The sequence below is a fragment of the Halobellus salinus genome, from assembly GCF_014646875.1.
In the GTDB taxonomy this organism is placed as follows: domain Archaea; phylum Halobacteriota; class Halobacteria; order Halobacteriales; family Haloferacaceae; genus Haloquadratum; species Haloquadratum salinum.
The window spans coordinates 175,600-199,888 of the sequence record NZ_BMOC01000001.1 but is presented as its reverse complement, the minus strand read 5'-3'; the positions used below and the strand labels follow the sequence as shown (position 1 = coordinate 199,888).

Sequence of the window (24,289 nt, the reverse complement as noted above, 5' to 3'; positions counted from 1 at the left end):
ATACGAAGGATGGACCAGGAACAACGGACTCGACGATCGACGAATCGACTCGCACAGACAAGCATCGGAAACGCGACGCGGCGGCGACACGGGCGGCTGGGAGGTGCGGGGCGGTGACGCGACTGCAACAGGTGCTGTTCGAACTGAAGGCGCCCTATATGGGCCACGCGTACTATGTCCCCGGGCACGCGCTGTACAACGCGCTCGCACGCCGCGTGGATGATGCGACCCGACAAGCACTACACGTGAGTCACGGCGTGTTCCTGCCCGGCGAATGGGCGGAATACCCTGACACGCACCCTGACGAGGGGTCGCTCGGGAAACTGTCCGGTTCGCTTCCCGAGGTCGAATCGTACGCGGATTGGTTCCTGCTGCGGAACCCGACACACCCATGGCTGCTCGATTCCAGACCCAGGGACGCGCACAACACACAGGACCTCCAAGAGTTCGGGGGCCGGGTGGCGGCGGCGTCGGAAACGCGGTTCGCGCGCCCACCTGAAACTAGGAATCGGCAACGGTCGGTGCAGTGGTACGTGCACTGCTACGTGCACGCTGACCACCCCGATGTGCTCCCGCTCGACACTGACACGCTGGACGGGATCCAGGTCGGGGCGGCGCGGAATTACGGGTTCGGTGAACTCACAGTAGCGGACACGAACGTTGTCGCGCTTGATGACCTGTCGTTCGATCGGTTACAGGACGCGGCGGAGGGCGAGGACCCGTGCCGGGTCGAGTTGGTGACGCCGTATGTGACGGAGTCGAAGTTCCCGGGTGCGGAGCCGCAATCGGTGCCGTGGTGGTGGAACGTCTCTGAGTTCGATGCGGCGCCGGGGAATTACGCGCAGGCGACGGGGATGCGGAGTCGAGTGACGCGACTCGCACACGGCGGGGAAGCGTACAGTGTGCGCGTGTTGGATCACGGGCAACGCGTCGGGTTCGCCGGGGATGCCGAGCGTGTCGTGGAAACGGCGCGGAACGGGATTTGCCGGATCGGGACGCATTCCCGGTTCGGGTTCGGGGAACTCCGGGTGCGCCCGCCGGAAGCGGTGCCGCAGTACGCGCGGCGGGACGACGAGTCGCGTGCGGCGCGTGAAGCTGAACCGGTCGCCAGCGACACGGCGAGAGAGGCCCAAGAAGCCGAGGATGCGGACGGGGACCGTGACGCCGACGAGCCCCGGCGACGCGTCCTGGTCGGTGCTGGCGGCGTGGACGAGCGGGGTGATGGGTCGTGACGTTGGACGTGGTGGCGTTCGATATCGAGACGACGGGGTTCACCGTGGGTGACGAGGTGACGGTTGCGGGGTTCGCGTTGGAACTGGGGGCGCGTGTGTTCTACCAGACCGGGGGGCGTCCGGCGGACCCGGTCGAGAAACAGGTCAGGGAGGCGGCGACACAGCCCGTGCACGTGTCCGCCCACGACTCCGAAGCTGAGTTGTTCGATGCGATGACGGGGTTCGTGGCGGAGCGGCTCGCGGACCGGGACGTCCTGCTCGTGGCGTTCAACGGGGAGACGTGGCGCGGCGGGTTCGATGTCCCGTTCCTCCGGACGCGGTACGCCGCCCACGACGCGGCGTGGCCGTTCACTGACGTGCCGTACGCTGATTTGCTCCCCGTGGTGACGGACCGGTTCAACACGACACGCGCGGGGAGCGACACTGGTGCTGGTGGACCCGAGTCAGGGGCAGCGACGGCAGATGAACCGCACACTGTAGGAGGCACTGACGGCGACGACGCGGGTGCCGAGCAGGTGACGCGCCGGGACTTAGACGGGGTGTACGAGACGTTGTGTAACGGGCGGGTCGGCGACCTCGACCCGTTCGCTGATAGTGCGGAAGCCGTTGAGGCGTTCGCTGAGGCGCGGTTCGGTGAACTCGTGCTGCACAACGTTGCTGACATCCTGCGGACGCGGGCGCTCGGCGTGCTCGCCCACCGGTACTGTAGCAAATCCGACTTCGCAGTGAAGTCGTTGACGGCGGCGCACGACGCATAGGCCAGTGACCAGCACTCCACACGACACGCGACAGCACACGATTCACGACAATGAGTGACGCACCAAGCGATCACGACGCGAGCGACGACGCATCGACACACGATCCACGAGAACCTGGGCCTGAGTCCGGGGACGCGAGCGGCGGTGCTCCGCCGGTTGCGCCGCTGGATGTCCAGGGGCGTACCGCGGGCGACGGTTCGTCCCGGGCGGGCGGTGCGGACCCGGTGGCGGACTGGGTGGAGCGGTTCCGCGGCGGCGGGGCAGAATCAATACTTCACTTGTGGGGGAAACTTGCGTTCCAGCAGCGGAAACAGCGCCGAGAAGCGCCGTGGTTCCACGCGCCGTACGAGTTCGAACGCACGGCGGCTGATTGGGTCGCCGACTGCTTGGTTACGGGTCGTGACTCGCGCGCGTGGATCGAGTTCGTCGTTAGCAGCGAACAACAGTACCGTGCGAAGACCCGGGCGGCGCTCCGGTTTGGGTACCCGATCTACTGGGTGATACTCGACAGCGCTTCGGATGCGCGGCGCGCGGCGCGAACTGCGTTAGCACCAGAACTCACCGACGCCGAGGACGTTTCGTTCGGGACGTTCGATCCGGCGTCGAACACGCTTGACCTCGGGGACCCGGTGACGTTCGACCAGTATCGCGTCCCCGTCGAATCCGTGGATGCGTTCCGTGTTGAAGACGTGTTAGGGTATCGAGCTGGGGCGGCACACGTCCCGGAGACCGAGGTCGGGTGCGACTTCGGGTGGGTACGGATCGCAGGCGACGCGTATCGCGTGTACGCGACGCGGGACGGACGGGAAGTCCGGCTCGTCCCGCCCGGACGCCCTGTCGACTATGGCAACTCGTACCCGCTCACCGACGACTCGTCGTGGCTCGCGCAACGCATCGCTGCTGACGACGTTGAGCGTGTCGGTCCGATTCCGCCGACATCGACGTGTGAGCGACGGTCGCCCACGAACCTGCCGCCGCGGTAAAAGACAGACTGTGCGTCGATCACAAGTCGTGGCAATCGCACAGTTTATGCGGTTACAGACGCATACAAATACATACAAATGGCGCCAATCGATCTCCGTGAACACAACCCTGATGACGGGATCGACATTCGCCCTGGGACGAACAAAGCCGCCATTATCAAACTCTTGTATCGGGAGACGAATCTCGCCTATACACCGTCAGAGATTCGAGACGCGCTCGACTTGCCGCGCGGCACGATCTCGACCACGCTGTCCCGTCTGCACGACGACGGGCTGATCGGGAAAACCAGCGATGGGCTGTACCACGGGTTCGATCACCGGGACGACGTGCGCCGGTTCGCACGAAGCCTTGTTCAACTCGACGAGATGTTTACCCGGTACCCGAATTCTGGCCTTGGACCGGACGACGTCGAACAGACCGGTACGGGTGCAAAAACGGAGATCACCCGCGACACGGAAGCCGAGCACGACACATCCGGGTCGGAACCAGCACCTGCTGACTGGGTGACTGGAACCGACACGGACACAGACTCGGGGACTGCGGACGAAGACCAGTGACATCGAATAGAGATGAGGTGTGGGTGGCAGGATGACGTATTATTACCCGCAAGGGAGTCTCGTGTTCGCTGCGGATCCGACAGGCGCTCACAGTAACCCGCGGCCAGTCATCGTGATTTCCGATGGTGACCGACCGTACGTTGAGCAAGAAGCCACCGTCGTGTGTCTAACGACACAGACGGACTACTCACACGAAGTAACACGGTTGCCGAGCGACTTGCTTGATGATGTGGAGCTACGGAAAACGAGTTACGTGATGCCGTGGGCGGTGTACACGATTCCGCTATCCTCGATACGTGATAATCTCCCGTCCGGAACGTTAACGTCTGAAGGGATGCGGCTCGTTGCTGACACGATTGACGAAATGATTCGACCGTAACCCGTACGGCATAGAAGACGCCACGGGAACTCGGTGGTGATGTGACGTTCGAGACGTTCGACCCGGCGTCGAACACGCTCACGCTTGGAGAACCGGTGACGTTCGACCAGTACCGCGTCCCTGTCGAATCCCTGGATGCGTTCCGCATCGAAGAAGTGTTGGGGTATCGAGCCGGGGCGGCACACGTTCGCCAGACCGAGGTCGGGTGTGATTTCGGGTGGGTGCGGATCGCAGGCGACGCGTATCGCGTGTCCGCGACGCGGGACGGACGCGAAGCGCGGCTCGTCCGGGACGGGAACCCTGTCGACGCTGGCAACTCGTACCCGCTCACCGACGAGTCGTCGTGGCTTGCGCGTCGCATCGCTGCCGGGGATGTCGAGCGTGTCGGGCCGATTCCGCCGATATCGACGGACGAGCGGCGGTCGCCTGCGAACCTGCCGCCCCGACGGGAGTGACAAGGAGGGGTGATCGTCGGCTCACGGAGGAAACTCGTACGTAGCAGAGCAGTACTCGTTCGTCCACGTGTATTGAGATGGGTATGTAGCCGACTCACTGCTGACGATGTCGAGATATCGTTCCGCAAGAAAATCACCGATGTCCGTCATTACGAGTATGTCTTGCTTGTAACTCGCGTCAACAGCTGGCGGCATATCACTCGTACCTGCGTCAGGAGGATAGTGGAAATGGTCATCGGTATTGTGAGCATTCGGATGGCGTCCCCATCGGCACTCCCAATAGTCACCATCCCAGTTCTCACGGTAAGTGACTGAGAGCCCACCAGTCTCAGCATAGGTGATCGTGAGTTCAATAGCCGTGACGGGGTCAGGATACGTATTCGACTCAAGGAGGACTCGACGTTCACCGTCGGTCGGATTCGTTACCTTCCGGATTTGAATACCGCCCGTGGGTTTCAGTACCCGACGAAGTTTGTCAGTGTACTCGTCAACAGGTTCGGTCGAAAACGCGACCATTCAGGACTGCTCCGGGGCTTCGTTGCTGTCTGAGAACTCGGTGATGTCCGTCTGCGTCTGACTGGTTAGGAGGTTCGTGCGTAGATCCGGGAACGGTGGATGCAGCGTGTTGAGGTGCTGAAACACGTGTGAGTACGAGTCCCGAGCCGGGAGAAGCGACTGGGCGAGGTGAGTCTGCTGTGGGACTACAGCTGCGGAGTCAAGGATCAGTTTCGTGTCTCGAAGCTGTTCCAGTGCTTCGATGTGATCCTGTAACGCGTCGTATGTCGCACTCCACTCACGAAGCTCGTCGACGGCGTCGTCACCCTGCTCTTCGTGAAGCTGTTCAATATTAACTGTGGAAGGATGTTCCGTGTCGAATTCGTGTTTCCACTGGTGATGCTGCTTCCACCGATCGGCGATCGCTGCGCGTAATTCCGTGTCGGAGTGCGACTGTGCAAGCTCGTGTCCCCGCCGGAAGCGGAAGTACGCCTCGTTCTTATCGTATTTGAGTGGCCCGTCACCGGTTTTCGTAACGATTCCGAGTTCTTCGAAGTGGCGCAAAATATTCCGTGCCCCCTGGTCAGAACAATCCGCCATATCGGCGATCACACTGACTTTCGTCGGTCCTGAAAGCGCATGAATGGTCCCTAATAGCCGCTCACGTGTAGTCTGCTCGTATTCCTCATTTTCCGTGGAGGAGGAACGCTCCGAGCCAGGCATAGTAACCAATAATTATTGGAACAGCATATAATTATTGAATTTCGTGTCGCTCCGAATCGACAGGAGCAAGCAACCTCGCAGCGCACAAGTCCGTTCCAAAAGTCACGGAGATGATTACGGTCGAGACACTTCCTATAGACCCACTTGACATCCAGGAGAGCCACGGGAACAACGCACTTGCCAGGGCATCGAGTACGGAGCGAGGGCGATGTAGACCAGGCGACTCTGCGGCAACGGCACCGAATCCGCGACGCACCTGTGGGGGAACCTCACGTTCCAGCACCGGAAACAGCAACGGGACGCACCGTGATTCCACGCGCCCGACGAGATCGAACGGACCGTCGCTGATTGTCTCGTCACGAGGGGTGACTCGCGGGCGTGGATCGAGTTCGTCGTCAGTGCTGAACAAAAGTACCGTACGAAGACCCGCGCGGCGGTACGGTTCGGGTACCCGATCTACTGAGTGGTTCTCAATAGTTATGACGACGCGTGGCGCGCGGCGTGGGACGCGTTAACGCCGGAGCGTAACGACGACGAAGATGTCTCGTTCGGGACGTTCGATCCGGCGTCGAACACGCTTGACCTCGGGGACGCGGTGACGTTCGACCAGTACCGTCTCCCCGTGCTCCCTCACCGACGCATCGTCGTGGCTCGTCCAACGCTTCGCCGCTGGAGACGTGGCACGCGTCGGTCCGATCCCGCCGACCTCAACGTACGAACGCCGCTCGTACGCGAACCTGCCACCGCGGCGGGAGTGAGAGTAGACGAGTATTGGTATCCTAACCAATATTCTTATTGTATTGGCCTGTGTACCAATGTGTGAGGATGGCCTCGCTGACCGATGACGACCTCGATGGTGTGAGCGAGGGGAGGAAGTATCCTGACGGGACTGTCGTCCGCGTGTTCTGTATGCGCACGGATCGTGACGCGTACCCGTCTGGGTGGGCCTACAAACTCCACTACGGCGCGACAGAACCAGACCCGCCTCGCACGCTTGATGATGGGACGATTCGTCGGTACGACAACTCGCACGAGGATACGAAAGGGCACGAACTGCACGTTGCACCGGACTCCGACCCAGACAGTATCACGTTCCCCGGGATGGTCGAACTCTGAAATCGGTTCTGGAGCGAAGTCCCGAAATCCGAGTTCGAGGTCAAGTGAGGCCATCAACCACGGTGATACCTATGAATGATACCACGCCGCTGCACCCGATGGAACGCGAACAGCTTCGGGCCGAATCAACTCTCGTCGTGACCGTGAAGTCATCCGATGAGTTCCACGACGATGTCACAGACGGGATCGAGACGCTCAAACAGGGCGACGCGGTAGAATCCCCGCTGACGCTCTCGTTCACCAGCTACGACGACCTTCTGGGGACGCTGACACCGCGGGTGCTCGATCTCATCGAAGCCATCCGTCGAGAAGAACCAGCGAGCATCAACGAGACCGCACGGGTTGTTGACCGGGATGTGAAGAACGTCCACGAGGAACTCAGCCAGCTCGCCCAGCTCGGAATAATTTTCTTCGAAGAAGACGGCCAGCGGAAGCGTCCGGTCGTCTGGTTCGACGAACTCGTGATCAACCTCCCATTCGGCCCAGAGACTGGCGACACGGCTACTGCCGCACCTTGACTGATTTCCCGCACTGAAGCGCGAAGCTTTCTCCCCGAATGTCCGTAACCCGCCCAGCACAGACGGCGTCACCGAAGCTCGCCGAGGACGTTATGGTCGCTACGTTAGACCCGGCGTCGAACACGCTCTACCTTGGCGACGCGGGACGGACGGGAAGTCCGGCTCGTCCCGCCCGGGCGCCTTGTCGACGATGTCTCCTCGTACCCGTTCACCGACGAATCGTCGTGGCTCGCGTGTCGCATTGTCGCCGGGGCGTTAAGCGTGCCGGTCGGATTCCCGTGATTTCGACGGACGAGCGGCGGTCGTACGCGACCCTGTTGCCGCGGCAGGGATACGAGTGGGTGGGTTCGGGATGGCTTGAATCGACGATTCGACAACGCTTATAGTAACACGAAAGTAATACACGAGTATGTCTAACACCGATGCTGGGGTCGACGATGATCCAAATATGACGACGCTCACAGTGAAGATTCCGCAGGCATTTTTTGATGATCTAGATGCGACCTGGCGGGCTGAAGACTTCGCGTCTCGAAGCGAGTTCATCCGATGGGCGCTCCGAGACGCTGTGAAGCACCCTGCGTTTTCGCGGAAGAGCTGGAAAGACATCGCTGCCAGCGAACATCAACTGGCGACTGGCGAGGGGAAGACATACAGTAGCGACGAGATTCGAGCGCGATTGCACGAGGATTCGGATGGGACCGAGTGACGGCGACTGGGACTGGAAGTTCACCGATCCCGCGGAACGAGCATACGAAAAGCTACAGCCGCACGAACAGGAGCGGATCGTCTCAAAGCTCGACGAAATCGTGACAGACCAATGGCGCGACCCCAGCGACTACTTAGAGCCACTGACCGGTGCACCGCATTCGAAGCTCCGAATCGGTGCATTTCGGCTCGGCTGCAAAGCACGCCATACCGACCAGATCCTGTGGATCCACACCATCGAAAAGCGTCCGGGCGCCTACAAGCCGGGTGATGATTAAGGAAGGTATCGCTGCCGGAGGTGGGCGACATACTGCGCATCCCACCCTTTGGTCTCGACGTAGTAGGTGAGTGCGGCCGCAACGTATTCCGCGGGGAGAACCGCTCGAGCCGCGAGCGTACAAAGGATGTGTGGCGTTGTACAGAGGATATTCCGATCGTTGAGTGCGAGGTTGATGAAGAGGTAGTTGGTTGTATTGAACTCAGCAGTGAGGAAGAGGTCTGCTCCCAACTCGTTAGCCAACCAGATACAGTCAGATTCGCCACGGTCGAGACTGTACTCAAGCGGATCGTCACTCTGGTGGTCGACATCGTGATCGTGGGTCGTTAGATGGTGCACAGCTTGGAGCACGAGAGCAGCAGCTGCAGATAGCAGGTCACCACTCCCTGTCGCATCGGTGAGTTCCCCGAGGATGCGTTCGGGAACGTGCACATCATACGCCATAAGGAGTGTTTTGAGCGGGTCTGCGCCAGACGGAGCGTTTGGACGGCTATCAACAACGGGGAGTGCCAGATGCAGCAGTACGTTGGTGTCGACAACGGCGATCGCTTGCTCCGACATCGTCAGACGTGGGGCTCGTCGTCCGCCGATTCAGATGACTGAGAGTCCGTCCAGTCAGGACTCTCGCCGTTGTAGAAGGCATCGTCACTCGGGAGCCCGCCTTCAACGTGAGATTCGGCGGGTGTCCGGTCGATCGATTCCCGCAGGAGTTTCATTCGAAGTGCTTCCTCACGACCAAGAACATCGTCGACGGTGTCGTACCCGATACGACCGTCGTAGTAGGCGTCGCTGAGCCGACGCCGGAACTCCTCGTCAGCTGCAAGCTCCTCGAGTTCATCCTCCAAGGCATCGATGAGGAGCCGCGTTCGAGAGATATCAAGGATCTCGACGACACTGTCGGCACGCTCGACGAGAGACTTTGGAGCGTTGAAATCGACGCGGGTTTTTTCTTCAGCCATTCAAGTATGTGTAGAGTCTACACATACTTAGGTTCGGTGCCGTGGTTCGAAGTGACTTTGACATCCTCCCGCCTCTGAAGGGTGGCATTCCTCCGATGGGGATGGTGGCTATGCCGTTCTGAACGGTCTATCGAATCCGTCTGACTGACTCAACTCCCGAGACACCAGCCAGTCTATCTCTGATCGCTGCCTCGCTAATCGCCGTAGTCCACCGGATCGTGATTTCGACGGTGATGAGTGTTGCCGACAGTTGTGGCTCGATACTATCCAGTTCGTCAATAGTAATTTCGTCGATAGTTTCAGGTCGCGAGAGACGCCTCTCAGCGTCCGTGACGAGGCCCCTATCTGCGCCGCTGGGGACTCGGATCGTCACGACGGCAATTGTCGTCGATTCTGGGTCGGTGGTATTGGGTACTGCCATACTATCATCTCCGATGAGGCGCGTCTCACGGGCCAGATGTTCGACAACTGTACTCCGAGTGCGCGAGGAACGATTCGAACGCCCGTCTCGGTCGTGGCACAACCGCGTGTGTCCGAACTCCACCACTCGCGCATCCTGGAAAAATACGGACAGCGCTAGGTCGGGTCGAACGCCTCGATCTCATCGATGATCTGCTTCGGATTCTCGGCGTGATCGATGAACGAGAGGACGTTCTCCGACCATCCCGAGATGTTGTAGACGTTCTCGTAGCCGTCTGGCATCACCAGGTCGCCGTAGGCTGCGAGGTCGACGAGATACAGCGCGGTGTCCGCAGACACCTCGTCCCGATACGTATCGAACGCGTCTTTGACCGTCTGGGAATCGCGCGCTGTGAACGGCGTTTTGTCCCAGATCTGCATATCAGTGAAGACGATGATTCGTTCAACAGTCTCCTCTCGGTCGTGGAGGTGCTTGATCGCCTTCCAACCGTTCGTCGAGTTCCCGACATCCTCGTCGATCGCCAATACCGCCGATTGGCGCTGCAGTACTGGCGTCTCGACGTGCGTCTGAACTGTCTGGAAGTCGTCACCGAACCCGCCGATGTCGGCACCCTGGTCGGCCAGGATCGCACCGAACAACGCACCGATCTCCTTCAGTCGGAGCGTGCTGTTCGCGGACAGCGGATGATCCATCGATCCCGACAGGTCGACCGCGACAAAGGTCTCGCCGAATCCGCCAGGCACCGTCTCGACCGCGACATCAATTGCGTCTTCGAGCCACTGCTCGACCGCCGGTGCCTGGATATCCGCGTCTTGCAGCGCGGTGTAGGCCTGGTAGTACCGGAACGGGTACAGCGGCGCGTGCCGGACTGCCTCCAGGTCGAGGTGACTCACGACGGTGTCCTCCGGAACGCCCGTTTCGAGCATATTTCGGAGGTTCCGGATCGACGCGAAGATGGGCAGCGTGTACTCGTCGTCCTTGAGGAGTAGTTCCCAGGCGTCTTGGGTGTTGCCGCGCTCGGAGATGACCGTCTCCCACGTGTTCGGCGCTGGCAACGAGTCAACGCCGGGGGAGTCGTCGAGGCCGCCGCGCATAAACCGCTCGAAAAGCGCTTCTTGCTCGGCGTCGACGGGCGTGGGGTGGACGCGGTTGAAGACATCGTGCAGCGTCACCTCACGCCGCGACAGGTCGTATTTGCCCAGCGTGTAGGTGTCGGCCATCTCCACCAGCGCGTCCTCGATCCCGCGTCGAAGCGGCCACGGCGCAGTCCCGCCGAACAGCTGATCGTGGACCGCGAGCGCGGTGGCCGTCTCGTCCATCCGCTGGATGATCGCTGGCGTCCATTCGCGGATGAGCGACTCGGGGGAGTCGTCCTTGAACCGGTCGTCGTTGGCTGCCAGCACGAGTAGTACTTGTGGGATGTCCCGCAAGTGGAGTTCCTGCCGCGCATAGGCCGCGAGCTTCAGGACGAACTCCGGGTTGTCGTCTGCGGCGGCATCGAATTGGTGAACGACAGCAGCCAACTGCTCGTCATCTGACTCATAGAACGACCCTTCCAGCAGCTGATTGATCGAGCGCTTGTACAATGCGAGTCGAGGGTCGGCAGGCTCGAACGCTTCCCCACCTTCGTAGTTGGTGGTCCGTGTTGCCTCCGCGACCGTTTGCTTTGGCGTGTTGAATTCCATCCTATCACCCGGAGCCGCAACAGGTGGCTCCGACCGCAGCTGCTCACACGTTCTGTGAGCAGCGAGTATCGGGAGAGAAACTCTCCGTACCCAGCCTCGCTTCGCTCGGCTGGACGTTCCCGGCACGATTCGAACGTGCGACACCCGGCTTCGAAGGCCGGTGCTCTGTCCTGACTGAGCTACGGGAACACGAGTGGCCGGACAATTCCTGGAGCGAACGACCGGATTCGAACCCGTAGAGTGCCATCGACGTAGCGCTCCAGATCGACGGCCACTGGCGACACGGCGACCGGAAAACTGTCGGAGCGGGACCGGTGTCGAGCGTCCTCTCGTACGCTCTTTGTCCGGGATGTTCTCGATGGGCTGCGCCACCGACAGGATTTGAACCTGCGAGTTCCTGGCGAAGCAACGCTCCGACTCGGCGGTCGCCACGTGCGGTCGGGCAACCGGTGGTGCGACGGGCTATGACTCCCGTTGGTGTGCTTTGCGGGCGAAGAAACGCACCACCTCGACGACCACACGCTTGGGGAAAGCCGACCGTGACAGCGTCACGGATCCGTGGCTGCCCGCTATGTCAGACACGGGAAAACGCTGTCAGGGCCAGCCCCCCGAGTGCTCCCGAGGGGAATCGAACCCCCGGCCTCCACCTTGAAAGGGTGGCGTCTCTCGCCAACGGAGACTCCGGGAGCGCAGTAGGGACGAAATCAAGCACCGAGTTACGGCGGACACGCACGGATTATCGCAGGCGTTCGAAGCCCTCGAGTTGCCCGTGCGTGAACGTCACTTGATACATGACGAGTGTCTCGAGATCCTCGAAGGAGTGTGTGAGTTTGAAGCGGCCGTGGTAGTCGTCTCGTTCGATCCAGCCGTTGTGGACTCGATTCAGACTGCCAGCCATATAGCGGAAATCGTCCTCGCCGACGTCGTCGCGGCTCGCGTATGGGCGGTCCTCGGGCGGGACCGCTTCGGTGTGCCACTCCTCTTCGAGGAGCCGCCCGTCCGCCGTAATCCGAAATGTGGTCATAGTCGGTCGATCGATGCTTTTCGTCTGCCAGTCGACGTCCTCGGCAGGAGTAATCCCTTCGAGGTACTCCGGCAGGTGGACGTCGTCATCGAGTTCAACGGTGTCGAAGAGCCCCATTATCATCACCTCACGCGGGCTGGGTAGGATTCGGTCCTGCGTGTTCTCGTGCTGTTTGACAGCACGCACTGTTCAATTTCTGACTGTCGCCTGCGAGGCGAGAGTAGTCACTAGCTCCCGGGCACGGCACGGACGAATGACGGTTACCTCGTTCCGTGGAAGTACGCGCCGTCCTCGGTGACGCAGATGTTCACGGTTCCAATCGTGTCGATGGATGTTGACTCACCGAGCGGGACGTGGCGGGACGCTTCCTCCTCGCAGGCGGGGCAGACATTCGTTGTCATCACGCCGCGACCCGGATTCGAACCGGGAGGTCGAACGCAGACGGCCACGGCATAGTAGGCCGCTGGGTTCCCCGATACCCAGTCGCGGCACCCTGAGCCGACGAGGGCTCGATCCCTTGGTTCTGTGCGTTCAAGACACAGCCCGTCGGACGTTGGACTGTCGGCTCAGAGAGACTGCTGAGTATTCGGCAGTTGGTCATCAAACTGTACAACTCATTACGACTGCGCAACTGCGACTGATCGGTCGTAGCTGCGTTTCTCATCGCGGGGGCGTACTTCGGGAGGTCCCCGGGAATACCACACCGGACCATGGAGGTTGCAGACCCTGCTGGGTCCGTTACCGCTGGACCGATCGGGATGATCGGACAGACGGCCTGTGCCTCCCTCGATGGGTATCCCCACGTGGCCACGCCACGCATCCACACCGTCGGAACCGCGTTCCGACGAGCACCCGGTTGGCTTTGCCTCCCGGGTACGCCGACGCCGGGATTCGAACCCGGATCACGACCGCGACAGGGTCGTATGCTCGCCGGGTTACACCACGTCGGCATCGGAGTCGCCCCGGCCGGGATCGAACCGGCGACCTCCGGATTCAAAGTCCGGCGTCCCTCGCCAGCGGGGACTCCGGGGCTCGGCATCGCCGCGGCTATCGCTGCGGGGCCGTTGGCTGACGACTTCCGTGCGCTCAGCGCGAACGGAGTCCGTTCGCCCTTGTATCGGAACGAACGGAAACCAAGCAGCCGCGAGCCTGGCATCCCGCACTCGCATCCGGCTGTGTACTGAGCGAGTACTGGGCACAGGCAGGCGGCAATCCCGTGTTCCCCGGCCCCTGACGGGTAGTCCGTATGAGGGCCGAGTTATGCGGGTGAGAGTGTCCGGCCGTCGCCGGATTGCGTCGAACTCTCGTATTCGAAGCCGACGTGGATCCGGCGATTTGCGCCCGGTCTCTTCGCACGCTGATCCTGGAGGCACTCGCCGAACACGGGACCCGCGGCTAAGCGAGAACGAGCGCGCCGCGGGGTGAGGCGAGTGATACTCATCGTGTTGAACGCTCCCAGTTTGAGGGGTGTATCCGAGGTCAACCTGGAATATCGTGGCAATTGTATTAAAATTAGTCAGGGTGTGTTACCCACAGGCACGGTAGTCACACTTCAAAAGAATCCCCAAGGCAGATTCCCCGCCCCACCGTGGGCAGGGTTGAAGCCGACACTCGCTGTCAGTAACTACGGTATTACATTTCGAATACGGTGTGTGGGGGGTGCTGATGTCTCTTCTTCACCCACGATTACATTTCGAATACGGTGTGTGGGTGCTGGTGTTCTTTCTTCACCTACGATTCCATTTCGAATACGGGGTGGGTGTTCTCAGGAGAGATTGGATTTCATTTCGATCGTGGTACGGGGACCGTGATCGATTCGGACAACCCATATCGCTTCTACCCCGTGATATCGGCGAATTTCATTTCGAAGAAGAGGTCTTCATTTCGAAACAGGTGAGGTAGATTTCGTCTCGAAAATGGACACTAATAGAAATACTCTGAGTAATCATATTTCAAAATATCGTATTTCAACATACAGTATTTCGGTTCGAGGTCACGCGAGGCGTCCTGCGTGGCGGACGCGATTGGGTGCCGGGCTGGCGCGGCGCACGTTCCGCAGCCCGAGTTCGGGTGCGATTTCGGGTGGATGCGGGTCGTTGGCGACGCGTTGGCTTGACCCTAGTTACCTCGATGTTCGAACGGCAGTCGGATCGAACCAGCCGTCGCAGCGGGAGGAGCTGAAACGAAGACAGCCCGCTCTTGAGATGGCTTGATTGGCTACTCAACCGCGGTGCGTGTCGGTCTCGGTGGCCGTACGAGTAGTCCATTCGGTGGGGGCGGTGAATGCACTGCGGAGAGTTGTGTAGGCGGCACCGAAGACGGTGCCGTACGTGAGTAGTGCGGCGAGGCCGCCCCAGTGAACAACTGGGACCGACTGGCTAGTCAGGATCGGGAGAATAACGATAGCGCTGGTAAGCCACGTGGCAACCCCTCCAAGACACCCGATTCCAGCTCCGAACACCGGAGCCGAGATGCGAGATTCAAGTAAGGCGACTTCGATTGCGATGGTCCACAGCCACGCCACGCCAACGCCCCAGACCCCTGTGATCACCCAACCGGTGTACACGCCGGACAGTCCGACGAGCGCAGCAACGCTACCCAGTGACTGGTGAATGCTGATCGTTACCCCGAGCGCGATAGTGGCAAGCCCGGCAGCGATGACGGTCGCAACACCCGCGATTACTGCTCGCTCACGTCGTGTTTCGGCGGATCGTGTTACCGTCCGGTACCGTGCTGCGATCCACACTGACGCGACTGTTACGGTGAAGACGGCGATCGCCGCGAAGATGCTTTCGTGGTACTGCGCTCGGATCGCTGCCCGGTCGAGCGTGTAGTGCAGTGCGAACACTTCCACCCACGGGCTCGCGTGGAACGCATACAACGCGTCATTGTACGCGGGCGCGATGTGGTGAAAATCCGGCACCACGCCCCACACACCGCCGATCGGAACCACCCACAGCGTGTGTTCGACGGGAAACTCATACCGAAGAAGCGCGATGAGAGCGACGTATAAGAGGAGAGACGCACCGACGAGAAAATGCGTGATTGCAGGCGCCATCCGGTGCGAATACGCAGGACGAACGCAAAAAGCCAGGCATAACAAAAAGAGTGGCTATTGGATCCCGCCAATGGGAGGTACCGACTAGAGCCCTGAACAAAGGCCACGGGACGGACAAACCTCCGTGAATCTCTATCTTAATATGCCGCCGCTCCCACGCGAAGAGCTGTTTCCACTCTCTCTTTTCCCGCCAGCATAAACTTAAAGTATATTCCAGCAGTATACCTGTTTCGTTAAAATGCGACTGCGACGACCGACTGATTTCTTGATCTTGGATGTCCTGTCGGATGGAGAACGGAATACGGGGGCGAACATTGCGGACCTGATTGAGCGGGATCGTGGGTATGTGAATACACAATTGCCGACGATTGAGGATCAAGGGTTCGTGAAGAAAATCGGTCCACACCAAAACTCTGGGCTGTATCAAATTACTCCACTCGGTATTGCTGCAGTTCAGAAACAATCACTCTATAGCGAAAGCGAAGATGAATTCGAAACGGCAATCCGTGAGCTTGCAGATCAGATCGAAATCACACGGCCATCCGTTACGATTCACAAGTGAACCGCCTCGGGGTCAAGCCCCGAGGCACTCGCCTTGTTCATCTGTAGACCTCTCTTCGAGCCTCAGTACGCGATTGTTGATGGAGAACCGGTATCAGCTGGGGCTGGAAGAAAACACGCTCTCGGTGATTAAAACGAAACTCCGCCTTGGATGTCTTCGAGGACCTCTGTTTTCGCTTCCGGAGTGGGGTGTGCATATTTCCGCGCGGCTTCGAGGGATTTGTGACGAAGAATTTCAGCGACCATTTCGAGATCACGTTCTTGATCGTACACGTACATCCCGGTACTGTGCCGGATACTGTGCCAGGTTAATTTCCGACCGTTTGCTTCGATCCCGGCCGCATCCATTAAGCTGTCAAGCAGGTCGTTCAATGAGGCAGAATTGTACGGGTTCCCTTTGCGATTAAGCCAGATATGATCGCTGTCATCATACTTTGCTTTGTTCGAGCGCTGGGCCAGCCATTTTTCAAGGAGTTTGACTGACCGGGTCGTGAGTTCATCTTTCCAGCGTTCGTTATTCTTGATCGCGACCTCTGCCGGAATGACGATCTGACCATTATCGAGGTCAATGAAGGCTGTTTGAAGCCGACCGACCATTCCTGCTCGCCAGCCAGCATCGAGTGTTGTCGAAATCAACGCAGGGTACTTCCAACTCGTTTTCAGCGCCTTCCAGTCGTCAGGTGACACTTCGTCTTTCGGTTTTTCTAAGAGCTGTGCAAGATAGGCGTTCCACGCATCCCGCTCTTCAGGTAAGACATTGCTATAACTCGGTGGAGATTGATAGTCGAACGATGCGTTCAGAAGTAATCCTCTCTCCCGCTTGTTGTATGGATCCGACGCGTAGGCTGGGGCAGTATCGCGGAAGCCGACCTCGGGTTCCCACTCCGTGTCTGCAAATCTGAAATAGGATTCGAGCGCGTTGACGAGCTTCCGCTTGCTGCCCCGCTTGTACGCCTCACCGTTGTTCTTCGTGATGGTGTCCTCTAGTAATCCGTTGACGAACTCATCTGCCACTTCTGGAGTTAATTCCAGGACTAACCGATCCTGATTCCACGCGTACTCAAACACTTGGTGGATACGGCGAACCCGCGGTCGGATCCCGGAATCTTCGTACCCAATTCCTCTCTCAGGGGTTTTCCCTTGCGTGCGAAGGTATGCGATGAGATCGTCCCACAACTCAGAGTAGAGGACCTGTTGCTGGTAATTGAGAGCAGAAACGCTCTCGGAAGATAAATATTCGAACTGAATCTCCGAGTCCGCGCTCATAGCAACCCATAGGAGCCAGGGGTACGAAAACGAGTTGAGGTGTAAGTCACTTACACGTCGAAATCATTTATAAGTATTCCAGTGATAGAAATATTTGACAGACATAAAAGCAATACGTGTCCACTCCAAAGTCAAAATTAATGATAACAGACAAAATGAAGCACCTCAACCGACCCCTCGGCTACGAGATTGCGAGTCTGCTCATCGATTCGAAGCTGTCCTTCCCTGAAATAAAGCGTAGGCTTCCCTACGATGATGTAAACGACAACGAAGTAAACCGGATTCTCACCGAATACGAGACTGATGCAGAGCTGTTTACCCTTTCAAAAGTGAATGGGGACATAAAACACACATTCAATTCACAGGTCTTCTCAGACGAGGAACTTGCGACAATCCACGACCGGGCAGAGGAACGAATCAACGACACCCTCCCGGACAAAGACCGGAGTGACACGTCACAGACCAACCAAGCAGGTCGACATATGAATCTGCCGCATATGGAGAGTCAATTCATTTAGACCCTTGGGAAGTCTAAAATTCACACCAGTTAACATCGGAATCACTCAGTACAATTTGAGAATCAGTTGACGCTGCTTATACTGCGGAGAGAGGGTTGGGGGGGAGAAGCGTGTGATACGCTTCTAATAGTATATTCTAATACAACTGTGGTAAGTGCTTGGTGGCATTACGGTGAGTACGTCTGATCAAGTTGTAAATTCGTTCTGACAGCCAATTCAGTGAATTGAGCGCTAGATAATCCACCAGATGTTATGTGACATTCAGAAAAAATTATAGTCTATTTCCTCACACACAGTTGCATAGTGGTGGGGATACAACAAAGCGTTCGAGCCGGGGCGAATACCCCGGTTGGACGACGAACAGTACTCCAGTCGGGGGTTGGAGTTCTCGCCGGGAGTCTTATGACCAGCGGGGTAGCAGCCCAATCCAGCGGTGACGGCGAAGCCTGGCCGTCTCAGGGATTTGACTCTGGGAATACTAGTTATAATCCGACCGGAACACCGCTCCGGGCAGACCCGACGCAACTCGCACAGGTCGACGTTGGCGCCGCTCACCGCGGCGACTACTTGCTGGCCGACGAGACTCTCTACATCCATAGTGCCGAGAACGGACTGGGGGCGGTCGAAGTCGGGTCAGGCGACCTTCGCTGGCAGTTTCAAGAGGCTTCCGCTCCGGTGGTTCCCACGTTCGTCGACACGCCGGTGGTCGGCGCCCGGGCACTCGACGGACCGCTGTACGGCGTTGACCTATCCGACGGCACCACCACCAACGAGGTGTCGCTCGGTATGGGCCGCGGCCTAGGGATTGCTGCCGACGGACGATGGTTCGCACCGCTCTCCGAGGGGGCAGTGGTCGCCGGGCAGGCCAGCGAGAGCGGTCTTTGGCGGACCGCTGTCGAAGGCGTCCCCGTGCGACCCGCGGTCGCCGACGGACGCGTGTTCGTCTCCACCATCGAAGCATCTTCAGAGGCGTTGGATCTCGCGTTCCCCAACGAAGTGATCGAAGAGTTGGATGCACCCGGTCGGCTGTATGCCCTTGACGCCGAAGATGGTGAGATTCTGTGGGAAGCAGAACGCGTGGGTGCTGGTATTGCGGCACCGACAGCTCGGAACGGGCGGGTATTCTGGACAGGTGACGACGGTGACATCCTAGTTCACGATACCGAGACCGGCGAGCGCGTGTGGGAGTACAAGACGAACGGAGCGTTTCATACCTCGCCTGCGGTAGCTAACGGTATCGTCTTCGCCGGTAACGAGGACGGAAGCCTCTATGCGCTTGACGCAGAAACCGGTGAGCAGGTCGCACGTCCGTCAACCGGGGCAGCGGTCAGGGGCGGCCCGATCGTCGTTGACGACATTGTGTACTGGGGGGATCAGGCAGGTACCGTCGTCGCTACCGAAGTCGGTGGCGGCGACGGCGGCTGGACCTTCGAGGTCGAAGGGCCAGTTCGTGCTATGACAGCCGGGTACGGGCGCGTTGTCGTCGGCACCGACTGGGCATACTGGGTTTTGGGTGAGGCCGGAAGCGGCGGTGAAACCGCAAACGGCGACAGCGATATGACTTCTTCACCCGACGAGACCACGGTCAACGAGGGCGAACCGACTGAGCGGCAGCGTGGGTTTATTTCCAATGGTGAGGATGAACCGGATTTCATCTCGAATGGACTGAATATGACAGTACTGGGATTCCTGCTTTCGGTCCTGGGGATCTTATACCAGATGACACAGGGGCGGTAACAATGGCACGTGGACTCCCTGCGCTGTGGAGCGCACTGTTCGGATTGCCACTCGTGGCTGTCGGGCTGTACACTGGCGTCGCCGAAACCTTTGTTCCCGAGGAAGCCGGGATCCCGTTCGTCGGATTCGGACTCTTCATTATTCTATTGGGGGTATACGTCCATTACGTCGCCGCTCCCAACCCGCCGACGATGCGAGACGGCGAAGAGATCATCGAAACCAGAAATCCGGCGCAACGGGCAGCGCTCGTTAAAACGATCTTAGGACTGGTGCTGCTGCTGTTGGCCGCGTATCTCCTCTTTTTCACGTTTGAACCCTATATCTACCCGATCGTATCCTTGGTAGCTGGGCTCTACACCTTCTCAACGGGAGTTCACGCGTACTGGACGAACACGCTGACAACTTACTATGTAACTAATCAACGCCTTATCAAAGAGTACCGGTTTATTTCACTAACAAGACAGGAGATTCCATTTGATAAGGTCCGTGGTGTTGAGGAGAACAAGTCGATCTGGGAAGCCTTCGTCGGTCTCGGCAACGTCCGCGTCGCCTCGGGTGGCGGCGCGACACTCGAAGTAGTCATCCGCAACATTTACTCACCAACTATGTTCGCGGATGAAATCCGGAACTTGCTCTGAGACGAGCATCTAAAGCTCTCGGGCACTAAATTAAACAGAGCACCGCTCACGGGCCTCACTCCTGGTCTTTCCGTTCCACAGAGACGATGAAGGAACGCCGCCGAAGACCGCATCGCATCTGTACCTACCAGCGGAGTGTAAACATTACATCTGAGTGATCGGTGTGTTAGGTCTCCACAGAGCGAACTCAGATTAGTGTGATCAGCAGTCGCCGATACGCTGCTGGCACTCCTGCTACACGGCTGAAGAACTTACCGTTTGAGACGAGCGGCGGGGTACTCCTCCTCGATAATCAACAACAAGACGATACCTCATCTTGAGCGATACGCACACACGTTCTCTCGGCTAATTCGTGGGGATTATACCCGAAAATAGGGTTGGGAATTGCTCAAGACAGCACACATATATTGAGACAATCTGGAATAATATCACACCGATATATTTGCGATACAGTACTTACCGAATCGGTGTGGTACGTGGTTACCTTGTTTCTCTGCTTGGCGTCTGTATCGTTTCTTATGCGACGCTGTCTAGTAACGAAAAGATGTGAAACTCACGTGGTGAGTCCGACGAGGAACGACGCCAGACCGATGAGTATCATAACTCCGGCCCAGACGTATGTATAAGCGCGGTCTTTTCGTTGTGCCTGTTTTGGGTCCTGTTCCCATTCCGCTCCGCTGACAAACGAGCGCCCCCGGGAGAGCGGGTCAAGTGCCGTGTAGACAGCAAGGCCGATACATCCGACACCCAACACAATAAGACCCCCATTCACAATACATCGTAAGTATGTACTCGAAAAATAAGTTCGGTGATTCAGGACTTCATCGCAGTGAACACTAGACCGACATTCATTAATTTCTACAGCGAGACCCCGATATGACCTCTCTCCCTCACGACAGCCAGGTCTCTGGAGAGTATGGTTACAGGCGATCTCTGTATCTCGTCGACTTCCCAGCAGGCAATCCGCTCAAATTCCGTTCGAATGCGAAAGGCCAAACGTCGCTTGCCCGTAATGTCAGATAATGGGTGAGTCAACAGACACGGCCACACGGCCGAAAATAACAGTTGCAGTCGTTGATCAGACACACGCGAACGAAATTCCTGATAACATTGACTCCGAACTGTATACGACAACACGACCAGAGTCATCGTTAGTTGAGTTCGCAGTTGACCCTGATAGCGAGTTGGCAGAAGCACTCAGGCGGAACGGATTCGATGCCTAATCCACACCACGGGTGCCCACTTGATCGGCCGAATTGGCCCTTTTGAACCCTCAGTTGGTGATAGATTTTAGCAGTCGTACGTAGGACACAGCGTATAGCTTGGTAGACAATTCTCTGATAACCGGATCGCTCAACACAGACGAAGTGTCTGTTACTCCCTCAGTTTCTTAACGCTCTGAATGTATCTCGTATGATATGACAGAGTTGTATTCGCTGGCCAAGCGACTCGAAGTTGACGACAGGATAATTCTGAAAGCGGTCAAGGCCGAGGTGGAGAACCAGACTCCCAAAACGGTCACATCGGTTCAGAATCGAGAGGACAAGGTTCGCGTGGAAGTCGAAGGACCACAAGGAGGAGAATATGCTTTTGAGGTGGATCGAGATGGAAATCACACCGCGTACCACATACATACCGATGGGAATGATGAGGACCGCGGACCCCTTGGAACAGTCAAACTCGTATGGACAAGTGAATAAGTCGCAAGCGCGATCTAATGACCAATTCAGCGGTTCTCGGTTGAAAACAACGAACGATAACTGCTCAGTACAGACGAACGCTGTATCACATCGGATCGTCAACAAGAAGATTGCTAAGACGCTGGTTTAGATCTATACCATAGAGCTTCTTGTGGAGAAGCTCAACGGCATCATATGCACGCTCAATATCACTATCAACATTATTCAGCACATCGGTGACTGCTGTATCGTCAGCATTATGGGCCAAATCGTTTCTCGTACCGTATGCCCGTCCGATTTTACCTTTTTCGCCGCTATCGATGATACCTGTCATATACAAAATCTCTTCACGCTCGGTCTGTGGCATCCGTTTAACCTGCTTCCGCTGGCTGTCGCTCTGGCGATCCTCTCTGATAACCTTCTCAAATATAAGATCAATCGAGAGTTGCTCAATCATACCGCCGACCAGCAGGAAGTAGTTAGTTGCCTCATCCTTGATTAGCAGACGTTTGAGGTCCTCTCTTGTTATTTTTGGGTCAGCAGGCATCTCCTTTGGTGGAGAGATTATCGAATCATATTTTGATTCTATTTCTCTTTTCAATCGTTTCAGAGTCAGGACCCGAAGTGCGTGCGGATCAGTCTCAGAAATCACGGACTGAATCTGCACAAAGGCTTCCCGAACGGTCTTCTCATCAAGATCGCTATTGGCGTTTACTGGTCCTTCCGCGAGACGATCTCTTTTCTCCGCTGACTTCCTAACGAAGTCATCCACGAGTGCTTGCTCGGCATCAGACAACTCGTTGAAACTACTCACGTGAGGAGAGTTCGGTTACTCTTCTTGATATAGGTTGGCCTCAAATACGAGGAGACGCTGACTACGCAAGCACGTTCTGATGGCCAATTCAGTGAGTCTCAGTTGAAAACAACGACAAGAGCTGCTCAGTACTGGCGAACGCTGTTTCACCTCGGGAGTGCCTTCTACTCAAGATCTGATAGGACCGAATTGCTGAATATAGTAAATGATGTTCTCAGTATCATCTAGGCACCAATCCAAGCAAAATTTTATTATATATTAACATAGAAAATAGAATATAATGATCGATGAAGACTATGGCAGGGAAACCTCCAGCAGAGTGCCCTGACTGTGGGGCTCTTTCAGTTCAGATTACGAAAGTACCGCCTTGGAATCACGATCGCGGTGACGAGTGGGTAACACAGGCTGAATGTGACGGCTGCGATGAGTATCAAGAGTGGTTTGACTAACAAGCCAACCAGATTTCTCCGTATTCACGCAGGTTCCAATGGCTAATTCAGCCGTGTATTCGTGAACGTAACTACCGTAGCACGTCTGCTATGGGTCTCTCTCGGGTTTAGTTTGTTACCCCATCCTGTCGAGTGCGTCTTGTCTGTCTTCGACTGGAGTCTGATCGTACCGCATCGTTGTCCGCGGCGATTTGTGACGGAGCTGCGATTGTGCCGCCGCGAGATCCTCTTCGCGCACCATATACGTGCCGACGGAGTGCCGCAACGCGTACCAACTCAGTCGCCGCGGCTCCGTGTCGATCCCCGCGATCTCACAGAGCCGCATCAGGACGTGCTTCAACGCACTTGACCCGTAGGTGTTCCCCTCACGCGTAAGCCACAGCGACTCGCTGTCGTCGTACATCGGGTACGCGTCTCGTTCTTCTACCCATTGCTCCAGCATCGTCGCTGTTCGTTCTTTCAACCCGACCGTCCAATTCTCGTAGGATTTTGCGCTGTCCTCCATCGGGATGCGCAACACACAGTTGTCAGCATCCACCCACGCAGGCCGGGCGCGCTCGATTTCCACCGGTCGCAAGCCTGCATCAAGACTCGCCCACACAAGCGACGGGATTTTCCACCCGTTAGCGCGCTCCCAATCACTAGGTCCGATCTCGTCTTTCGATTTCTCAAATCGTTGTGCGAGATGTGCTCGCCACCGGTCTCGTTCAACTGGAGACAAATTCGAGTACGACGGGATACTCCCGTATTCGAGCGCGGCTTCTCGAATCTGTGTGCGCTCATCACGAGTGAGGAACTCACGTGGTTGTGACGCGGTCCGACCGGAGAACGTGATCGATGGTTCCCACTCCGCGGCTCCCCGCTCGTGGTGCCGCCATTTGAACAACGACTGGATCGCCTTCTGACAGTTGGCTTTGTGCGCACCGCTTTCGTCCTGCTGTGCTAAGTGCGTCATCCACTCGTCCGCGTGGTCGGGCGTCACGTTCAGGGTGTACCCGCCTTCGTGGTCCCACACCCACCGGTAGAATTGATCCATCCGACGTGCACGCGTCTTCACGGTGCTGAGTGCGTACCCGTCGTGTTTCTCCGGATCCTTCCCGGATGTGAGCAGCCACTGGATACACGCTTTGCGTTCGGCGCGGTAATCCTGTAGTTGTCTGGGATTCAGGTACCGCTCCGTGGGGGACAATACGAGGGAAACCTCGTCGAGGTCGCTCATTGAACGATCACCTCCCCTGCTGGGTGCGGCTGCTTCTCCCCGGCTTGTACACCCGTCGTTCG

The 24,289-nt window shown here is 57.8% G+C and carries 27 protein-coding genes and 5 tRNA genes; 16 read left to right on the top strand and 16 right to left on the bottom strand.

Going from position 1 to position 24,289, the window contains the following annotated elements:
• Nucleotides 1–113: 113 nt before the first annotated feature.
• The 6 genes from IEX72_RS01025 (at nt 114) to IEX72_RS01000 (ending at nt 4,365) form a co-directional block, all read left to right on the top strand.
• Nucleotides 114–1,232: a hypothetical protein gene (locus IEX72_RS01025; protein WP_229663690.1), complete on the top strand. Its 1,119-nt coding sequence runs from the start codon at nt 114–116 to the stop codon at nt 1,230–1,232.
• Complete coding sequence (locus IEX72_RS01020; RefSeq protein WP_188785527.1) at nt 1,229–1,990, top strand: 3'-5' exonuclease family protein; 762 nt, start codon at nt 1,229–1,231, stop codon at nt 1,988–1,990. The genes IEX72_RS01025 and IEX72_RS01020 overlap by 4 nt, the downstream gene beginning before the upstream one ends.
• 50 nt (nt 1,991–2,040) lie before the next feature.
• Nucleotides 2,041–2,973: a hypothetical protein gene (locus tag IEX72_RS01015; RefSeq protein ID WP_188785526.1), complete on the top strand. Its 933-nt coding sequence runs from the start codon at nt 2,041–2,043 to the stop codon at nt 2,971–2,973.
• 78 nt (nt 2,974–3,051) lie between these two features.
• Complete coding sequence (locus IEX72_RS01010; RefSeq protein WP_188785525.1) at nt 3,052–3,531, top strand: winged helix-turn-helix domain-containing protein; 480 nt, start codon at nt 3,052–3,054, stop codon at nt 3,529–3,531.
• A gap of 31 nt (nt 3,532–3,562) precedes the next feature.
• Entirely contained in the window at nt 3,563–3,910 is a 348-nt protein-coding gene (locus tag IEX72_RS15485) for a type II toxin-antitoxin system PemK/MazF family toxin (protein WP_394354585.1), read from the top strand.
• A gap of 41 nt (nt 3,911–3,951) precedes the next feature.
• A complete protein-coding gene (locus IEX72_RS01000; RefSeq protein ID WP_188785523.1) occupies nt 3,952–4,365 on the top strand; it encodes a hypothetical protein in 414 nt (137 codons plus the stop codon).
• A gap of 516 nt (nt 4,366–4,881) precedes the next feature.
• On the opposite strand, the gene IEX72_RS00995 is transcribed toward IEX72_RS01000, so the two are convergent.
• Nucleotides 4,882–5,583 (bottom strand): DUF7342 family protein, encoded by a 702-nt coding sequence (locus IEX72_RS00995; protein ID WP_188785522.1) that lies wholly within the window; start codon nt 5,581–5,583, stop codon nt 4,882–4,884.
• A gap of 825 nt (nt 5,584–6,408) precedes the next feature.
• On the opposite strand from IEX72_RS00995, the gene IEX72_RS00990 reads away from it, so the two are divergent.
• From IEX72_RS00990 to IEX72_RS00975, 4 genes are all read left to right on the top strand, one after another.
• Nucleotides 6,409–6,699 carry a toxin-antitoxin system TumE family protein gene (locus tag IEX72_RS00990; RefSeq protein ID WP_188785521.1) on the top strand — a complete coding sequence of 97 codons (291 nt, stop codon included), beginning with the start codon at nt 6,409–6,411 and terminating at the stop codon, nt 6,697–6,699.
• Between the two features lie 71 nt (nt 6,700–6,770).
• Complete coding sequence (locus tag IEX72_RS00985) at nt 6,771–7,217, top strand: HVO_A0114 family putative DNA-binding protein (protein WP_188785520.1); 447 nt, start codon at nt 6,771–6,773, stop codon at nt 7,215–7,217.
• 409 nt (nt 7,218–7,626) lie between these two features.
• Nucleotides 7,627–7,923 carry a ribbon-helix-helix domain-containing protein gene (locus IEX72_RS00980; RefSeq protein WP_229663688.1) on the top strand — a complete coding sequence of 99 codons (297 nt, stop codon included), beginning with the start codon at nt 7,627–7,629 and terminating at the stop codon, nt 7,921–7,923.
• On the top strand, nt 7,910–8,200 hold the full coding sequence (locus IEX72_RS00975) for a type II toxin-antitoxin system RelE family toxin (protein WP_188785519.1): 291 nt from the start codon (nt 7,910–7,912) through the stop codon (nt 8,198–8,200). Before IEX72_RS00980 ends, IEX72_RS00975 begins: the two co-directional genes overlap by 14 nt.
• Here the strand turns inward: IEX72_RS00975 and IEX72_RS00970 are convergent.
• The 12 genes from IEX72_RS00970 to IEX72_RS00915 form a co-directional block, all read right to left on the bottom strand.
• Nucleotides 8,197–8,643: a hypothetical protein gene (locus tag IEX72_RS00970; protein WP_229663687.1), complete on the bottom strand. Its 447-nt coding sequence runs from the start codon at nt 8,641–8,643 to the stop codon at nt 8,197–8,199. The genes IEX72_RS00975 and IEX72_RS00970 overlap by 4 nt on opposite strands.
• A gap of 119 nt (nt 8,644–8,762) precedes the next feature.
• Complete coding sequence (locus IEX72_RS00965) at nt 8,763–9,158, bottom strand: hypothetical protein (RefSeq protein WP_188785517.1); 396 nt, start codon at nt 9,156–9,158, stop codon at nt 8,763–8,765.
• A gap of 127 nt (nt 9,159–9,285) precedes the next feature.
• Complete coding sequence (locus IEX72_RS00960; RefSeq protein ID WP_188785516.1) at nt 9,286–9,579, bottom strand: hypothetical protein; 294 nt, start codon at nt 9,577–9,579, stop codon at nt 9,286–9,288.
• A gap of 155 nt (nt 9,580–9,734) precedes the next feature.
• Complete coding sequence (locus IEX72_RS00955; RefSeq protein WP_188785515.1) at nt 9,735–11,264, bottom strand: TROVE domain-containing protein; 1,530 nt, start codon at nt 11,262–11,264, stop codon at nt 9,735–9,737.
• Between the two features lie 114 nt (nt 11,265–11,378).
• Nucleotides 11,379–11,453 (bottom strand) — tRNA-Arg (locus IEX72_RS00950).
• A gap of 424 nt (nt 11,454–11,877) precedes the next feature.
• A tRNA-Glu gene (locus IEX72_RS00945) sits at nt 11,878–11,953 on the bottom strand.
• Between the two features lie 47 nt (nt 11,954–12,000).
• A complete protein-coding gene (locus IEX72_RS00940; protein ID WP_188785514.1) occupies nt 12,001–12,405 on the bottom strand; it encodes a hypothetical protein in 405 nt (134 codons plus the stop codon).
• 143 nt (nt 12,406–12,548) lie between these two features.
• Nucleotides 12,549–12,689, bottom strand: coding sequence for a hypothetical protein (locus IEX72_RS00935; RefSeq protein ID WP_188785513.1), 141 nt, complete (start codon nt 12,687–12,689; stop codon nt 12,549–12,551).
• 2 nt (nt 12,690–12,691) lie between these two features.
• A tRNA-Ser gene (locus tag IEX72_RS00930) sits at nt 12,692–12,778 on the bottom strand.
• Nucleotides 12,779–13,164: 386 nt separating this feature from the next.
• Nucleotides 13,165–13,238 (bottom strand) — tRNA-Asp (locus IEX72_RS00925).
• A gap of 7 nt (nt 13,239–13,245) precedes the next feature.
• Nucleotides 13,246–13,321: transfer RNA gene (locus IEX72_RS00920), tRNA-Gln, on the bottom strand.
• Nucleotides 13,322–14,509: 1,188 nt separating this feature from the next.
• Nucleotides 14,510–15,346, bottom strand: coding sequence for a hypothetical protein (locus IEX72_RS00915; RefSeq protein WP_188785512.1), 837 nt, complete (start codon nt 15,344–15,346; stop codon nt 14,510–14,512).
• Between the two features lie 238 nt (nt 15,347–15,584).
• Between IEX72_RS00915 and IEX72_RS00910 the strand changes: the two genes are divergently transcribed.
• On the top strand, nt 15,585–15,908 hold the full coding sequence (locus IEX72_RS00910) for an ArsR family transcriptional regulator (protein WP_188785511.1): 324 nt from the start codon (nt 15,585–15,587) through the stop codon (nt 15,906–15,908).
• 128 nt (nt 15,909–16,036) lie between these two features.
• Here the strand turns inward: IEX72_RS00910 and IEX72_RS00905 are convergent, their stop codons facing one another.
• The gene (locus tag IEX72_RS00905; RefSeq protein WP_188785510.1) at nt 16,037–17,173 is read right to left on the bottom strand and encodes a tyrosine-type recombinase/integrase; all 1,137 of its coding nucleotides are present in this window, start codon (nt 17,171–17,173) and stop codon (nt 16,037–16,039) included.
• 140 nt (nt 17,174–17,313) lie between these two features.
• Between IEX72_RS00905 and IEX72_RS00900 the strand changes: the two genes are divergently transcribed.
• From IEX72_RS00900 to IEX72_RS00885, 5 genes are all read left to right on the top strand, one after another.
• Nucleotides 17,314–17,691, top strand: a complete 378-nt coding sequence (locus tag IEX72_RS00900) for a hypothetical protein (protein WP_188785509.1) — start codon at nt 17,314–17,316, stop codon at nt 17,689–17,691.
• A gap of 402 nt (nt 17,692–18,093) precedes the next feature.
• Entirely contained in the window at nt 18,094–19,428 is a 1,335-nt protein-coding gene (locus tag IEX72_RS00895; protein WP_188785508.1) for an outer membrane protein assembly factor BamB family protein, read from the top strand.
• Nucleotides 19,429–19,430: 2 nt separating this feature from the next.
• Nucleotides 19,431–20,066, top strand: a complete 636-nt coding sequence (locus tag IEX72_RS00890) for a PH domain-containing protein (protein WP_188785507.1) — start codon at nt 19,431–19,433, stop codon at nt 20,064–20,066.
• A gap of 1,022 nt (nt 20,067–21,088) precedes the next feature.
• A complete protein-coding gene (locus tag IEX72_RS15105; protein WP_229663686.1) occupies nt 21,089–21,289 on the top strand; it encodes a hypothetical protein in 201 nt (66 codons plus the stop codon).
• A gap of 195 nt (nt 21,290–21,484) precedes the next feature.
• A complete protein-coding gene (locus tag IEX72_RS00885) occupies nt 21,485–21,766 on the top strand; it encodes a hypothetical protein (protein ID WP_188785506.1) in 282 nt (93 codons plus the stop codon).
• A gap of 85 nt (nt 21,767–21,851) precedes the next feature.
• Here the strand turns inward: IEX72_RS00885 and IEX72_RS00880 are convergent, their stop codons facing one another.
• Both IEX72_RS00880 and IEX72_RS00875 read right to left on the bottom strand, forming a co-directional pair.
• Nucleotides 21,852–22,559, bottom strand: a complete 708-nt coding sequence (locus IEX72_RS00880) for a hypothetical protein (RefSeq protein ID WP_188785505.1) — start codon at nt 22,557–22,559, stop codon at nt 21,852–21,854.
• A 564-nt stretch (nt 22,560–23,123) separates the two neighbouring features.
• Complete coding sequence (locus IEX72_RS00875; protein ID WP_188785504.1) at nt 23,124–24,227, bottom strand: tyrosine-type recombinase/integrase; 1,104 nt, start codon at nt 24,225–24,227, stop codon at nt 23,124–23,126.
• Nucleotides 24,228–24,289: the final 62 nt, after the last annotated feature.